Source organism: Thiomicrolovo sp. ZZH C-3 (assembly GCF_054862725.1).
The window spans coordinates 425,122-441,599 of record NZ_JBTKXX010000001.1 but is presented as its reverse complement, the minus strand read 5'-3'; the positions used below and the strand labels follow the sequence as shown (position 1 = coordinate 441,599).

General features: G+C 57.3%; 10 protein-coding genes. 4 read left to right on the top strand and 6 right to left on the bottom strand.

Going from position 1 to position 16,478, the window contains the following annotated elements; translation table 11 throughout:
• Nucleotides 1-246: 246 nt before the first annotated feature.
• Complete coding sequence (gene panC / locus ACXWTF_RS02290) at nt 247-1,068, bottom strand: pantoate--beta-alanine ligase (RefSeq protein ID WP_461713408.1); 822 nt, start codon at nt 1,066-1,068, stop codon at nt 247-249.
• A 61-nt stretch (nt 1,069-1,129) separates the two neighbouring features.
• On the opposite strand from panC, the gene prfB reads away from it, so the two are divergent.
• The 4 genes from prfB to ACXWTF_RS02270 are packed head-to-tail and all read left to right on the top strand — an operon-like array spanning nt 1,130 to nt 4,335.
• The gene (gene prfB / locus ACXWTF_RS02285; RefSeq protein WP_461713407.1) at nt 1,130-2,227 is read left to right on the top strand and encodes a peptide chain release factor 2; all 1,098 of its coding nucleotides are present in this window, start codon (nt 1,130-1,132) and stop codon (nt 2,225-2,227) included.
• A gap of 1 nt (nt 2,228) precedes the next feature.
• Nucleotides 2,229-2,837, top strand: a complete 609-nt coding sequence (locus ACXWTF_RS02280) for a hypothetical protein (RefSeq protein ID WP_461713406.1) — start codon at nt 2,229-2,231, stop codon at nt 2,835-2,837.
• On the top strand, nt 2,834-3,577 hold the full coding sequence (locus tag ACXWTF_RS02275) for an arginyltransferase (RefSeq protein WP_461713405.1): 744 nt from the start codon (nt 2,834-2,836) through the stop codon (nt 3,575-3,577). Before ACXWTF_RS02280 ends, ACXWTF_RS02275 begins: the two co-directional genes overlap by 4 nt.
• Before the next feature lie 8 nt (nt 3,578-3,585).
• Entirely contained in the window at nt 3,586-4,335 is a 750-nt protein-coding gene (locus ACXWTF_RS02270) for a DUF3108 domain-containing protein (RefSeq protein WP_461713404.1), read from the top strand.
• A gap of 19 nt (nt 4,336-4,354) precedes the next feature.
• Here ACXWTF_RS02270 and fusA read toward each other — a convergent pair whose 3' ends face one another.
• The 5 genes from fusA to rpoB all read right to left on the bottom strand — a co-directional run bounded on the left by fusA (nt 4,355) and on the right by rpoB (nt 16,416).
• Nucleotides 4,355-6,445, bottom strand: a complete 2,091-nt coding sequence (gene fusA / locus ACXWTF_RS02265; RefSeq protein WP_461713403.1) for an elongation factor G — start codon at nt 6,443-6,445, stop codon at nt 4,355-4,357.
• An 85-nt stretch (nt 6,446-6,530) separates the two neighbouring features.
• The gene (rpsG, locus tag ACXWTF_RS02260) at nt 6,531-6,998 is read right to left on the bottom strand and encodes a 30S ribosomal protein S7 (protein WP_345985922.1); all 468 of its coding nucleotides are present in this window, start codon (nt 6,996-6,998) and stop codon (nt 6,531-6,533) included.
• Between the two features lie 115 nt (nt 6,999-7,113).
• Nucleotides 7,114-7,488 (bottom strand): 30S ribosomal protein S12, encoded by a 375-nt coding sequence (gene rpsL, locus ACXWTF_RS02255; protein WP_461713402.1) that lies wholly within the window; start codon nt 7,486-7,488, stop codon nt 7,114-7,116.
• 269 nt (nt 7,489-7,757) lie between these two features.
• On the bottom strand, nt 7,758-12,266 hold the full coding sequence (gene rpoC / locus ACXWTF_RS02250) for a DNA-directed RNA polymerase subunit beta' (RefSeq protein ID WP_461713401.1): 4,509 nt from the start codon (nt 12,264-12,266) through the stop codon (nt 7,758-7,760).
• Nucleotides 12,244-16,416: a DNA-directed RNA polymerase subunit beta gene (gene rpoB / locus ACXWTF_RS02245; protein ID WP_461713400.1), complete on the bottom strand. Its 4,173-nt coding sequence runs from the start codon at nt 16,414-16,416 to the stop codon at nt 12,244-12,246. The genes rpoC and rpoB overlap by 23 nt, the downstream gene beginning before the upstream one ends.
• Between the last annotated feature and the right edge of the window lie 62 nt (nt 16,417-16,478).

Genomic DNA, 16,478 nt, shown 5'->3' with positions numbered 1-16,478 from the left:
CAGTCAGTGTGTCAGCTTCCGCTTCTTCTCTCAAGGCAGAAACGAAAATTAGCGTGTCAAGTGGACCTGTGACGCATGGAATGTCCCGAAAGCGCACTCCGAGAGCATTTCTTCCAGGGCGCAGCTTGTTGCCCTTTCTTCTTTCGGGTTCGGTTTCTTCTTTGTGCGAGCATCAGCGCTAAAGCGCAATACATGCGAGGCACTAAATGCCGAGTCGTAAAGAAGAAAGGGAACGAACAACCTAACTCAAATCCAGACGTTATCCAAAAGCCGCGTCGTCCCGACAACCGCCTCCACAAGGATAATCGTGTTGCCGACCTCCACCGTATCGATCGGCATAAACGCCCGGTCAACAATGGCGACGTGTTCGACCTCCAGCGGCTCCAGAACGGCCAGCATTTCCGCGTAGAGGCGGTCACTTTCCAGTACCCCTTTGCCGACCAGGTGCGACGCCTTCGTGAGCGCACGGGAGATTTTCAGCGCTTCTCCCCGCTCGTCGGCGGAGAGGTAGGCGTTGCGCGAACTGAGCGCCAGCCCATCACTGTCGCGCACCGTGTTGCACGGTACGATCTCGACGTCCATGAAAAGGTTCTTGACCATGGTCTGGATCAGCATCAGCTGCTGGGCGTCCTTCTTCCCGAAATAGGCGCGGTCGGGTGCGACGATATTGAGCAGTTTGTTCACCACCGTCAGCACCCCGCTGAAATGGCCCGGGCGGGAGGTGCCTTCCAGGATATAGCCGCGCACGTCCGGGGCGATCAGGCTCACCTCGTCCTCACCGTACATGTCCGAAACATCGGGGTAGAAGAGGAAATCCACCCCGGCCAGGCTGCAGATCTTCTCATCGGCCTCTTTGCGGCGCGGGTAGCTCTCCAGGTCCTCCCCTGCAAGGAACTGCGTCGGGTTGACGAAGATGGATACGACGACGATATCGTTGGCGTTGCGCGCCGCTTCGATCAGGGTCTTGTGCCCCATATGAAGTGCCCCCATCGTCGGAACGAAGCCGACACTCCCCTGCACCGCTTTAAGCGCGGCTTTCAGGGCATTGGGGCTCTTGATAATCTCCATGTTTTAAGCCTCGATTGAATATAATCGACATTATACTCACAGCATTATTACGGAGAAATTTTTGGACCATTACGAATACGGCGAACTGCTCAAAACCCTTAAAACGAAGATGCAGAACATTACGGGCGTCGTCCAGCCCGATGCCATCAATACCCGCCTTGGGGAGATCGCGGAGCTGGAAAACTCCCAGGATTTCTGGAACGACGCCGCCAATGCCGCCGTCGTGCAGAAAGAGAAGACCCAGCTCGAGCGCAAACTCGCGAAGTACGAAACGGCGGCCGGGGCCCTCGACGACGCCGCCGATCTCTACGAGATGGCCAAGGAGGAGGGAGACGAGGAGACGATCCAGACCCTCTTCGACGAGGCGGCCGATCTGGAAGAGAACGTCCGCACCATGGAAATAGAAGTACTGCTCAGCGGTGCCAACGACGGCAACAACGCCATCGTCTCCATCCACCCGGGCGCCGGCGGCACCGAGTCCCAGGACTGGGCTTCCATTTTGCTGCGGATGTACACCCGCTGGGCGGAGCGCCGCGGCTTCAGCGTCGAGACCCTCGACTACCAGAGCGGTGAAGAGGCGGGCATCAAAGACGCCTCCATTATCATCAAGGGTGAGAACGCCTACGGCTATCTCAAGGTCGAGAACGGCATCCACCGCCTCGTGCGCATCAGCCCCTTCGACTCCAATGCCAAACGCCACACCTCCTTTACCTCGGTGATGGTCTCCCCGGAGATCGAGGATGACATCGACATCGTCATCGAGGACAAGGATATCCGTATTGATACCTACCGCGCCTCGGGTGCGGGCGGCCAGCACGTCAACAAGACCGAATCCGCCATCCGAATTACGCACATCCCGACGAACATCGTCGTGCAGTGCCAGAACGACCGGAGCCAGCACAAGAACAAGGCGACGGCGATGAAGATGCTCAAATCCCGCCTCTACGAGTATGAACTCGAACTCAAACGTGCCGAGGAGGCGGGGGTCGAGAAGAGCGAGATCGGCTGGGGGCACCAGATCCGCTCCTATGTCATGCAGCCCTACCAGCAGGTCAAAGACACCCGCTCCAATGAAGCCTACTCCAACGTCACGGGTATCCTCGACGGCGACATCGACAAGATGCTCGAAGGGGTGCTGATCGCGCAGAGCAGGGGCTAGGATGCGCGGGCTGATCCTCGCAGCGTTAGCGATGTTGCTCCTCCTGTCGGGCTGCGGTGAAAGCAGCAGCAACCGCCAGCAGCCCTACCTGATGGGGCAGAACCCCAAGGGCCCCTATGCGACCCCGCAGCAGGTGCGCGAACGCTCCGAAAAGATCGAAACGGCCAAGATCAAAGCCGATGCCGACAAAGAGATCGCCCTGATCAACAAAGCCCGCGATATCGAAGTCCAGAAGCTCATTTCCGAAACCGACGTCGCCAAGGCCGGCATCACCAAAGAGGTGGCGATGGAGGAGGCCCAGACCAAAAAGATCGCCATCGAAAAAGAGCATGAAGCGACGACCTACCTCTACTGGCTCATCGGGGCGGCCCTGCTGCTGCTCTTCTGGTTCCTCTTCTACTACACCGGCAAGAACCGCAAGGAGCGCCTCAAGATCCACGAGGATGAGCTCCTCTACAAGCTCCGGGTCCAGGAGCAGGAGATGAAGATGAAGATGGCCGAGAAGATGCTCGACTCCATCACCTCCGGCAAACTCTCCCCCGAACAGGAGAACCGCCTCATCGAGACCCTGGAGCACACCACCACGAAGCTGATCGAGCAGAAGAGATGAAAACCCGGGGCGCAAACCGGCTGCTCAAAGAGTGTGCCCTCGAAGAGAAGTGCGCCTACCTCCCCGGTCAGGGGCAGACCACCCACTACAAGATCATCTCCCACTGCTCCCCTGGCTACTGCGATCACCTGATCCGCCGGGGATGGCGGCGCTTCGGCGAAATGTTCTTCCGCCCCATCTGCAGCGACTGCAACGCCTGTGAAAGCGTCAAAATCGATGTCGGGGCCTACCGCTTCAGCCGCTCGGAAAAACGGGTCCTGCGCAAGAACGAAGACCTCACCACGATGATCCGCCGCCCCGGGATGAGCCGGAAGCATCTTGAGCTCTTCACCGCCTACCACCACTACATGCACCACCGCCGCGGCTGGGAGGAGCAGCCCGTCACGCCGCGCAACTACTACAGCTCCTTTGTCCACGGCTACAACGACTTCGGCTACGAGGTGCTCTACTTCGACCGGGAACGCCTCATCGGCGTCGACCTGATCGATATTCTGCCCAGCGGCATCTCTTCGATCTACTTCTACTATGACCCCCATTATGCCGACCGCTCCCTCGGCAAATACTCCCTGCTCCGGCAGATCCAGCTGGCCCAGGAGCGCGGCCTGCCCTGGATCTACCTGGGGTATTATGTCGAAGGGTGCCAGAGCCTGATGTACAAACGCGGCTATACCCCGCTGCTGCAGCTGCAGGGACGCCCCGCCGACGAGGAGAGCGACATCTGGACCGACCTCCCATGCTAGGTACTGCGATGCATCTGCTTCTCCTCCTCACCGCTGCTGCCGCACTGAGCCTGAACGCCGCAACGCTCCAGGCACGCTATGCCATCTCCTTCTGGGTGATCGGTCGGGTGGGGACTGCCACCTTGAAACTGGAAACGGACCGGGACCGCTACCGCATCGAAGCCAATGCGACCCTCGAAGGGGTGGCCGCGCTGCTGGCGCACCACCACCGTGAATCTTTTCTGAGCGAAGGCCGCATCGGCGATGACGGCCGGCTCATCCCCGAACGCTACCGGGTCCTGCGTACGATGGACGACTACCGCCGTGAACAGCTCTACCGCTTCGGCCGCAACGGCATTACCCGCTACCAGCATGAAAAGATGCGCGTCACCCTCCGACGCTTCAACGCGGATACGATGCGCTACGAGACAAAAACCCGCCCTGCCGAGCGGCGCTACTTTTTCCGTCTGCCCTACCGTGCCGACAACGACCTCCTCACCCTCTATTTCAATGCACGCAAACAGCTCGAGACCCTCGTACCGGGCCAAACGATTGTACAGCGTGCTGCAGGGGCGGACAGCGGCGAAGTCCATGTCGCCAGCACCCCGGAACCCTTCCGCTACAGCGTTCAGCTCGATCAGGATATTTTCCGCAGTGCACGCGGCGAGATGGAGATAGAAACGGACGAAGCCTATTATGTTAAAAACGCGGTGTTAAAAGATGTATTGCTGTTTGGGGATCTGAATGTTGAGAGGGAGTGGTTAAAACAGGAGCCGTAGGCCCCATGAAGGCAGCGGCTTAGCCGTTGCGCTTCTTGATGATCTCTTCTGCGACGTTGCGCGGAACTTCTTCGTAGTGGTCGAACTCCATAGAGTAGGTCGCACGGCCCTGTGTAGAAGAACGCAGGTCCGTAGAGTAACCGAACATCTCGGAGAGCGGTACGAAGGCGTCAACGATCTTGTTACCACCACGGTCGCCCATGTTGTTCACCTGACCGCGGCGGCGGTTCATATCGCCGATAACGTCACCCATGTACTCTTCCGGTACTTCGACTTCGACTTTCATCATCGGCTCGAGGATCGCAGGGTTTGCCTTGCGTGCACCCTCTTTGAAGCCCATGGAAGCGGCGAGTTTAAACGCCATTTCAGAGGAGTCGACGTCGTGGTAGGAACCGTCGTAAACGGCGACTTCGACGTCTTCGATCGGGTAGCCCGCGAGGATACCGTTCTGCATCGCTTCTTCACAACCCTTCTGGACCGCAGGGATGAATTCTTTCGGAATGACACCACCTTTGATCTCGTTGTGGAAGACGTAACCTGAACCCGGCTCGCCCGGCTTGATACGCAGGTAGACGTGACCGAACTGACCGCGACCGCCTGACTGCTTGGCGTACTTGTACTCCTGCTCGACTTCGTTCTTGATCGATTCGCGGTAGGCAACCTGCGGTGCACCGACTTCGGCTTCGACTTTGAACTCGCGCTTCATACGGTCGACAAGAATCTCCAGGTGAAGTTCACCCATACCGGAGATGATCGTCTGGCCGGACTCTTCGTCGGTGTGGACACGGAAAGAGGGGTCTTCCGCTGCCAGTTTACCCAGTGCGATACCCATTTTTTCCTGGTCGGCTTTCGTTTTCGGCTCAACCGCAACGGAGATAACCGGCTCCGGGAAGTCCATACGCTCGAGAACGACCTTGTCTTTCTCGGACGCCAGGGTGTCACCCGTCGTCGTATCTTTCAGACCGACAACCGCACCGATCTCGCCCGCGTAGATCTCTTTGACCTCTTCGCGCTTGATCGCGTGCATCTTCATGATACGGCCGACACGCTCTTTCTTGTCTTTGGTCGTATTGATCGCGTAAGAACCGCTTTCCAGGATACCGCGGTAGACACGGATGAAGGTCAGCTGACCGACGAACGGGTCGGTCATGATTTTGAACGCGAGGGCCGCGAACGGACCGTTGTCCGTAGACTCGACAGCGACCTCTTTCTCTTCGTCGTCCATCATCGTACCTTTGATCGCCGCGACTTCAGTCGGTGCCGGCAGGTAAGCGACAACCGCGTCAAGCAGGGTCTGAACACCCTTGTTCTTGAACGCCGTACCCGCTGTCATCGGAACGATGTGCATTGCGATCGTCGCGCGTTTGATCGCCGCGATGATCTCGTCGTTGGAGATCTCTTCACCCTCGAGGAATTTCTCCATCAGCTCTTCGTTACCGTCGACAGAAGAGATCTCTTCGATCATCTTTTCGCGGTACTCGTCTGCTTTGTCCTGGAGTTCAGGACGGATATCCTGCTCGTGGTAAGCAGAACCCATTGCAGCGTCAGCGTCCCAGACGATCTCTTTCATCTTGACGAGGTCGACGATACCTTCGAAGTTGTCTTCCGCACCGATCGGCAGCTGAATGGGAACCGGGTTACCTTTGAGACGGTCGCGGATCTGGTTTTCGACTTCGTAGAAGTCCGCACCGATACGGTCCATCTTGTTAACGAATACGATAGACGGTACACCGTAGCGGTTACGCTGACGCCATACAGTCTCGGACTGCGGCTGAACACCACCGACGGCACAGAAGACGGAGACAGCACCGTCGAGAACACGCATGGAACGTTCAACTTCGATGGTGAAGTCGACGTGGCCCGGGGTGTCGATGATGTTGATCTGTTTGCCGTCCCAGGTACAGGTCGTCGCAGCAGACGTAATCGTAATACCGCGCTCCTGCTCCTGCTCCATCCAGTCCATGGTTGCCGCACCGTCGTGTACCTCACCGATCTTGTGCTCAACACCGGTATAGAAGAGGATACGCTCGGTCGTCGTCGTTTTACCCGCATCGATGTGCGCGGCGATACCGATATTTCTTACATCTTCGAGTTTATGAGATCTTGCCATTGTAATAAGCCTTAGATATAGTAGTTAGAGGGGACCGTGCCCCTAAAGCGAGACGCGATAGTAGCACGGAAGGGTTGCATGACGATTACCAGCGGTAGTGTGCGAACGCTTTGTTCGCTTCTGCCATTTTGTAGGTATCTTCTTTCTTCTTGAACGCAGAACCTTTGTCGGTTGCTGCATCCATCAGTTCATTTGCCAGACGTTCTGCCATCGTACGCTCGTTGCGTTTACGGGCAGCATCGACAAGCCAGCGGATCGCCAGGGAGAGTTGGCGGACAGGGCGTACTTCTACTGGAACCTGATAGGTTGCCCCACCGACGCGGCGGCTTTTGACTTCCAGGACCGGCTTGATGTTGTCGATCGCTTCGTTGAATACTTCGATACCCGGTTTTTCACCGCGGGCACTGATGATATCCAGGGCGCTGTACATGATCTTCTCAGCGGTGCTCTTCTTACCGTCGAGCATGATTTTGTTGATGAACTTCGTCAGGACTTTGCTGCCGTGAACCGGGTCAGGCATAATCTCACGGACGGGCGCTCTTCTTCTACGCATTGTATTTCCTTATCTGCTTCAATTTTTTTCAAAATTTACTCAAAGCTTTCGCTTTGTATTCACATCTTCTCAGGGCAATCCCCCGATACTCAATGCTTGACTGAACTGGACGTTCTTATTTTTTCGGACGTTTCGTACCGTATTTAGAACGTGCAACCGTACGGTTGGCAACACCGGCAGTATCGAGCGCACCGCGAACGATGTGATACTTAACACCCGGAAGGTCTTTGACACGGCCGCCGCGAACGAGAACGATAGAGTGCTCTTGCAGGTTGTGACCTTCACCACCGATGTAAGAGATCACCTCGAACCCTGATGTCAGGCGGACTTTTGCGACTTTACGAAGCGCCGAGTTCGGTTTCTTCGGTGTTGTCGTGTAAACGCGCGTACAGACGCCACGGCGCTGCGGGCAGTTTACGAGTGCAGGAGACTTTGACTTCTTTGTCACAGCCTTGCGCTCTTTACGAATCAACTGGTTGATTGTAGGCATTTGAATCCTTTCATAATTTGAAAAATACGGAACCCGGATAAAATCCGGCTTCCTACGCTAATGCTGTGTTTGCTTCAGCAGCAGGCTCTCGCACCCTTGGTGCTCTTTCTACCACTTTGAAAACATAGCATTGCGCAATAGCGTTCCAGTAGATACTTCTCACGAGAGAGTATTGAACGCGAAATAATACTAAAGTTAAGTTGAATTTTAGCTTATCTTAAGAGATAGAAGGGAGTGGCTGCGGGAAACGCCCCCGCGGGGGGAAGAAGTTACGCGTCGAAATCGACGGAGTACTCTTTGTACATACCGGTACCGGCCGGGATCGTACGGCCGATAATGACGTTCTCTTTCATATCGGTCAGATCGTCGATCTTCGCAGAGACCGCCGCTTCGGTGAGGACCTTCGTCGTATCCTGGAAGGAGGCCGCGGAGATGATCGAGTCCGCGCTGACGGAGGCACGGGTGATACCGACCAGGAACGGCTCGGCAATCGCCGGCTCGCCGCCCAGGCGCAGGATCTTCTCGTTCTCTTCCTTGAAGCGGTTCTTCGAGACCAGGTCGCCCTGGATGAACTTCGTATCGCCGGACTTGACGATCTTCACCTGGCGAATCATCTGGGTAAAGATGACCTCGATGTGTTTATCCGCAATGTTAACCCCCTGGCGGCGGTAGACCTGCTGGACTTCGCTGACCAGGTAGTTGTAGAGCGCCTTGACACCGAGGATACGCAGGATCTCGTGGCTCGAGACCATCCCGTCGGAGAGACGTTCGCCGGCGTGAACGAATTCGCCCGGGTGGACCAGGGCATTCTGGTTCTTGTCAACAAAGTACTCTTTGATGATGCCGTTTTCACCGGTGATGATGATACGCTCCTTGCCGCGCAGCGGCTTACCGAAGCTGACCACACCGTCGACCTCGGCAATGAGGGCGACATCTTTCGGTTTACGCGCTTCGAAGAGCTCGGAAACCCGCGGAAGACCCCCGGTAATGTCCCGTGACTTCTGGAGCGCTTTCGGCGTCTTCGCCAGGATGTCGGCAACGTTGACGTCCGCACCGTCCTGGGCGAAGACCGCCGTTTTCGGCTCGAGCGAATAACGGATAAGCTCGCCGGCTTCCGTAGCGAGTACGATGGCAGGCTTGTACTCCGGCGCGATGTATTCGTTGATCATCAGACGCGTTTTGCCCGTCAGTTCGTCGAACTGTTCGGAGGCCGTGACGCCCGGAATGACATCTTCGAACTTGACCGTACCGGCCGCTTCGGAGATGATCGGATTGGAGTACGGGTCCCACTCGGCGATGACGAGCGATTCCGTCGTCGCGGCATGAGCAATAACCGTCGCCGCATCCGCTGACGCATCATCGTCGATGTCGACGATGGAGCCGCGGGCGATGTAGTGGCGGTTCGCTTCACGGTCGTCGGCGTCGACGACCACGGCGAAGAGCCCCTTCTCGGTGACTTCGTACCCTTTGCTGATCGCATCGTAGCGCTCAAGGTAATCCCCTTTGAGGAGGAAGAACTTGACCTGTCCTTTGGCCCCCGCCTCGACACGCTGCGTCACCGGTGCACCGTCGTCGACGAGCAGCTCGGACGCATACGGAATGCGGTTCGGAACGTTCCAGCCGTCGCGGATCGTCTCGACGATCGACTCGTGCGCCGCGACCGTCGCGCCGCTCTCGTACGGGAAGTAGAACTTCCCTTCGATCTTACCGCTGACACCGGCCAGTTCGTTCGGGCGGGCAACCTCGGTCTTACGCAGGGTATAGCGCTGGGTCTGTTCCCCGTTGCTGACACTGATCAGGACTTCGTCGTGGATCGACTGAATGTCGATCGTACCGTCGAACGGCGCCTTGATCTTCGGCTCGACCAGGAGCACACCCGCGTTACGGCGGTTGGCAACGATGTTCTTGCCTTCCTGGTTCTTATAGGTTTTCAGGTTGTAGTAACGGATGAAACCTTTCTTCGTCGCCGTGACCTGACGCTCTTCACGGGTACTGGACGCCGTACCACCGACGTGGAAGGTACGCAGGGTCAGCTGGGTACCCGGTTCACCGATCGACTGTGCCGCGATGATACCGACGGCTTCTCCTTTGCGGACCAGTTCGCCCGTTCCGAGGTTTTTACCGTAACAGAGCGCACAGACGCCGCCCTCGGACTTACAGGTCGCCGGCGTACGGATATGCACCGACTTGATGCCCGCTTCGACGATCTTGCTTGCCTTGATCTCGTCGATCAGCTCACCCTCGGGGTAGAGGATCTCGTTGGTGATCGGATCGATCGCGTCTTCGGCGAGGACACGGCCGTAGATACGGTCTTCGAGCGGTTCGATCATCTCGTTACCGATGGAGATATCCGTGATCTCGATCCCTTCGTGGGAACCACAGTCCTCTTCGATAATCTTGACGTTCTGCGCCACGTCGACGAGCTTACGCGTCAGGTAACCGGCATTCGCGGTTTTCAGCGCGGTATCCGCCAGACCCTTACGGGCACCGTGGGTCGAAATAAAGTATTCAAGGACGTTCAGACCCTCTTTAAAGTTCGAGATAATCGGCGTTTCGATGATCGAGCCGTCCGGCTTCGCCATCAGACCCCGCATACCGGCGAGCTGACGGATCTGTGCCGCAGAACCCCGCGCACCGGAGTCAGCCATCATGTAGATGGAGTTGAAGCCGTCTTTGTCGTTCTCGATAAGATGCATCATGTCGCCCGCAAGGGTGTTGTTGACGTCAGTCCAGACGTCGATGATCTTGTTATAGCGCTCCTGCTCGGTCAGAAGACCCGCTTCGTACTGCTTCTGGATCTCTTTGACCTTCGCCTTGGATGAAGCGATCAGTTCCGGCTTCTCTTCCGGGACGATAACGTCGTCGACGGAGATGGAGACACCCGCTTCGGTCGCGTGTTTGAAACCGAGGTTTTTCAGACGGTCAAGGAAACCGGCTGTGACGGCGATACCGCCGTGCTTCTGCACGTAGTCAACCAGGGCGTTGATCGCCTTTTTCTTCATGACGCGGTTCCACAGATCGACCGGGACGAAGTCCGGCAGGATCTCCTTGATCAGGAGGCGGCCGACCGTCGTCGTGATCATGCGGCCGTCGACACGGGTACGGATACGGGCGTGCAGATCAAGCGCACCCTGTTCCAGGGCGATACGGATCTCGTCGACGTTGGCAAACAGTTTGTTCGAGCCGACGACGCCGTTCTTCTCCAGGGAGATGTAGTAGATCCCGAGGACCATATCCTGCGACGGGGTCGCGATCGCTTTACCGGACGCCGGGAGCAGAATGTTCATGGATGAAAGCATCAGAACTTTCGCTTCCGCAATCGCCTCGGCGGAGAGCGGGACGTGGACCGCCATCTGGTCACCGTCGAAGTCGGCGTTGAAGGCCGCACAGACGAGCGGGTGCAGCTGGATCGCCTTACCGTCGATCAGGCGCGGGTGGAAGGCCTGGATAGACAGTTTGTGCAGCGTCGGCGCACGGTTGAGCATGATCGGGTAACCTTCGACGATCTCACTCAAACACTCCCAGACTTCGTTCGTCTGGTCTTCGATCATCTTCTTGGCCGCTTTGACGGTCGTCGCGTAGCCTTTGTCCTCAAGCTTCGCGATCAGGTGCGGCTTGAAGAGCTCGAGAGCCATCTTCTTCGGCAGACCGCACTGGTCCATCTTGAGGTCCGGACCGACGACGATAACGGAACGGCCGGAGAAGTCGACACGCTTACCGAGAAGGTTCTGACGGAAACGACCCTGTTTACCTTTGATAACCTCGGAGAGCGATTTCAGCGGACGCTTGTTCGCCCCCTTGACGGCATTGGCGCGGCGGCCGTTGTCGAACAGCGCGTCAACGGATTCCTGAAGCATACGCTTCTCGTTGCGGACGATAATCTCCGGTGCTTCGAGCTCGATCAGGCGCTTGAGGCGCTGGTTACGGTTGATAACACGGCGGTACAGGTCGTTGACGTCGGAGACGGCGAACTTGCCCCCGTCCAGGCTGACCAGCGGACGCAGGTCCGGCGGCAGGACCGGCAGAACCGAAAGCATCATCCACGCCGGGTTGTTCCCGGAGTTCAGGAAGGATTCGATGACCTTCAGGCGTTTGACGATCGTCTTGCGCTTCGCTTCGGAACGGGTCCCCTCCATCTCCTCTTTGAGGACGGAGAAGAGCTCGACCAGGTCGATGTCATCGAGCAGGTCGCGGATCACCTCGCCGCCCATCTGGGCGACGAAACCGCTCTCGCTGTAGCGCTGGTTAAGGGTACGGTACTGCTCTTCGTTGAGGACGTCGTACTTGAGAACCGGGGCACTCTGCTCGGCATCGTAGAACGCTTCACCGCCGCTTTTGACGATATACGCCTCGTAATAGAGTACGCGTTCGAGGTCTTTCATCTTGACACCCAGAAGCGTACCGATACGGCTCGGCAGGGAGCTGACGTACCAGATGTGCGCTACCGGCGTGACCAGGTCGATGTGACCCATGCGGGTACGGCGGACTTTTGACGTTGTGACTTCAACGCCACACTTCTCACAGACGACACCCTTGTAGCGCATCTTCTTGTACTTGCCGCACAGACACTCGTAATCGCGGACCGGTCCGAAGATCTTGGCACAGAAGAGGCCGTCGCGCTCCGGTTTCAGGGTACGGTAGTTGATCGTCTCCGGCTTTTTGACTTCGCCGTGGCTCCAGGAGAGGATCTTCTCCGGGCTCGCCAGGCGGAACTGCAGCTGTTTAATGTCCTTCGGGCGATTCTCTTCCGTTACTTCAATCGGCACTAATTTGCTCATCGTCTTCCACCTCGTCAAAAATCTCTACATCAAGCGCAAGGGATTGCAGCTCTTTTGTCAGTACGAACAGCGTTTCCGGAATACCGGATTCCGGCACGCTTTCACCTTTTGTCAATGCTTTGTACGCCGCGACACGGCCGTCGACGTCATCGGACTTGATCGTCAGCATCTCTTTGAGGACCGCGGAAGCACCGTAGGCCTCGAGTGCCCATACTTCCATCTCCCCGAAGCGCTGACCACCGAAGAGAGCCTTACCGCCGACCGGCTGCTGGGTAACGAGGGAGTACGGCCCCGTCGAACGGGCGTGGACCTTCTCGTCAACCAGGTGGTGCAGCTTGATGACGTACATGTAACCGACGTTGACGCGCTCTTTGAGCTGCTCACCGGTCTTACCGTCGAACAGGACGGTCTTGCCGTCGCTGTCCATCTTCGCCATCGCAAAGAGGTTCTCGAACTCTTCGGCGTTGACCCCTTCAAAAATAGGTGTCGCGAAGCGGACCCCGCCCTTCGCCCAGTCACGGCCGAATTTCAGGACTTCGTCGTCGCTCATCTTGGCGACGGCATCTTCGAGTTTCATCAGGCGTGCCGCGCTGGCGATCTCGGAGAGTTTACCGCGCAGGGCAGCGATCAGGTTTGCCTGCTCCTGCTCGAACTGCTCCTGGAGCTGGTAGCCGAGCTCACGCCCGGCCATCCCCAGGTGCATCTCGAGGATCTGACCGATGTTCATACGCGACGGAACCCCCAGCGGGTTCAGACAGACGTCGACGGAGCGGCCGTTGGCCATGTACGGCATGTCGACTTCCGGGACGATCGTGGAGACGATACCCTTGTTCCCGTGACGACCGGCCATCTTGTCCCCGACTTTCAGCTTGCGCTTCGTCGCGATGTAGACCTTGACGTACTTGACGACGCCGTTGGGGAGAATGTCGTCTTTCTCAAGGATCGTCAGCTTCTCTTCGTGCTCGTCGCGGAACTTCTTCTTCTCTTTCTGGAAGTGGTTCTTCGTCTTGTTGTACTTCGCCTGAACCTCTTCGCTGTACGCCTTGACAATGTTGTTCATCGCGAAGCGGTTGACGTTCTCAAGGTCTTCAGCCTTGATCAGGTCGCCGGCGCTGTACGCCGTGCCGTTCGCCGTCACATCGCTTTCCAGCGGCGATTTGGTCAGCAGGGAGACGACACGCATCATCTCCTCTTTGTCGATCATGAGGAGGCGGTCGTAGTGCTCGCGCTCGAGCTCGTCGCGCTCCGCCTTCTCCATCTCGAGGGTACGCGGATCTTTGTCATAGCCCTTCTTCGTGAAGACCTTGACGTCGACAACGACCCCTTCCATGCTCGGCGGACAGTAGAGTGACTTGTTGACGACATGGCCCGCTTTTTCACCGAAGATAGCCCGCAGGAGGCGCTCTTCCGGTGTCGGCTTCACTTCACCCTTCGGAGAGACCTTACCGACGAGGATCATCCCGCCGTTGACATAGGTACCGATCTTGACGATACCGCTGTCATCCAGGTGCGCGAGGTCTTCGTCGCGGACGTTCGGGATGTCACGGGTGATCTCTTCGACACCGTGCTTCAGTTCGCGTGCTTCCGCCTCTTTCTCGTAGATGTGAACGGAAGTGTACGCATCTTCGCGGATCAGTTTCTCGGAGATGACAATCGCATCCTCGAAGTTGTAACCGTTCCACGGCATGAAGGCGACGAGCGCATTCTGGCCGAGGGCGAGTTCGCCCTGGTCCATGTTCGGGCCGTCGGCGATCACCTGGCCCGCTTTGACCTTCTCACCAACTTTAACGATCGGCTTCTGGCCGAAGGTCGTGTTCTGGTTGGTGCGCAGGTTCTTCTGGAGCGGATAATAGTCGATGACCGCACCCTCGTCATCCTTGCTGATGACGTAGATGTGGCGCGCATCGATCTTCTCGACGACACCCGCACGCTTGGCTTTGACACTCTCCCACGCATCGCGGGCAACGAGCTTCTCAACCCCCGTACCGACCATCGGTGCAGAAGGTTTGAGGAGCGGCACCGCCTGGCGCTGCATGTTCGATCCCATGAGGGCGCGGTTCGCGTCATCGTGTTCAAGGAACGGAATCAGCGACGCGGCGACACCGACGACCATGTGCGACGACAGGTCCATGTAATCCGCATCGGCAGGGGACCCGAGAATGATCTCACCGTCTTTGCGCAGTTCGATGAGCTCTTCGGCGAACTTGCCCTCGGCATCGACTTTGTTCGATGCCGCGGCAATGGTCATCCCCTCTTCCTGCGTTGCCGTCAGGTAGACGACGTTCTCGTCACCGTACTGCACAACTCCGTCTTTGACAACGTTGTACGGCGCTTCGATAAAGCCGTGCTCGTTGACCTTCGCGTAGGTTGCCAGGGTGTTGATCAGACCGATATTCTGACCCTCCGGGGTCTCGATCGGACAGATACGGCCGTAGTGCGTCGGGTGGACGTCACGGACTTCGAAGCCCGCGCGCTCTTTGACGAGACCGCCCTCACCCAGTGCGGAGAGGCGGCGTTTATGCGTCACTTCGGAGAGCGGGTTCGTCTGGTCCATGAACTGGCTCAGCTGACCGCCGGAGAAGAACTCCATGATCGTCGAGGTGATCATCTTGGAGTTGATCAGGTCGTGCGGCATCAGTTCGGCCATCGGACCGCTCATGGTGGAGAGCTTGTCCTTGATCGCCTTCTGCATCTTGATCAGACCGTTGTGCAGCTCGTTACCGAGGAGCTCACCGATGGAGCGGATACGACGGTTACCGAGGTGGTCACGGTCATCGATGTGGCCCTTGCCGTTCTTGACCTTGATGACGTACTTGACCGTGTTGATGATATCCTCGTTGGTAAGTACGGTGACGTACTCCGGGATCTCCTGGCCGAGTTTGTGGTTCATCTTCATACGGCCGACGCGGGTCAGGTCGTAACGTTCCGGGTCGAAGAAGAGCTGGTTGACGAAGGCTTTCGCCGCCTCTTTCGTCACCGGTTCGCCCGGGCGCATCACTTTGTAGATACGGATGGCCGCGAGGTCATTCTCGTCTTCGAGCTCTTCGGTCTGCTTCAGAAGCTTCAGCGAATCCGCGTCCGCCAGGAACGCGTTGATGATGGAGCTGTCGACGCCGGAAGCCAGGTCGTTCGCGATAATGAAAGAGCCGATGCCCGCTTCCGCGATCTTCTTGAGCTTCATCTCGTCGATGGAGGTCATCGTATCGAAAAGGACCTCGCCCGTTTCAGGGTTGATGATCGGCTCGGCCAGGTGACGCTCGCAGAGCACATCGAGCGGATACTGCACGCGGGTAATGCCGCTTTCGATCATCTTCTGCGCTTTTTTCGCCGAGAGGCGTTTGCCCGCCGCGACGATAACTTCGCCCGCTTCGTCGCGGAGGTCAAACTCGAGGCGTCCGTCGAACTGTTCCGGCTCGAACGGCATCAGGAACGCGTTGTCCACGATCTCGATCGTCTGGAGCGGGTAGAAGAGCTTCAGGATATCCTGCTTGCTGTACCCCAGGGCACGGAACATGATCGTGACCGGCACTTTACGGCGCTTGTTGATGCGCATATAAAGGATGTCTTTCGGGTCATACTCGAAATAGAGCCATGAACCGCGGTCCGGGATGATCTGACCGGTATAGATCAGCTTGTTGCCGGCCGTGGTGGCTTCCTCTTCCTTGAAGATAACACCCGGGGAGCGGTGGAGCTGGTTGACGACAACGCGCTCGACACCGTTGATGACGAAAGAGGTACGGTCCGTCATCAGCGGGATGTCACGGATAAAGATCGACTGCTCTTTGATCTCGCTGACACCTTTTTTCTCTTTGGTGTTCTCGTCGCGTTCCCAGAGGACCAGGCGGGTCTTCATGCGCAGGGATACGGAGTAGGTCAGACCACGCTCCATACATTCGCGTACGGTGTATTTCGGCGTACCGATCTCGGAACCCATGTACTCAAGAGTAATGCGGTTCTGGGCATCATGGATCGGGAAAACAGACTGGAAGACACGTTCCAGGCCGCTCTCGGCACGGTCCTTCTGATCCATCATCAGGAAGTTTTCGTAAGAGCTCAGCTGCAGTTGAAGGAGGTTCGGAACATCGATCTGTTGCGGGGTTTTAGCGAAGTCAACACGTAAGCGGTTTCCGGAGTAGAGTGTGTTTAACATATAGGCTACCTCGAATGAAGTTAAATTACTGAAAGCGGTTCAGTAAGTGCAGTGTCTAAGCA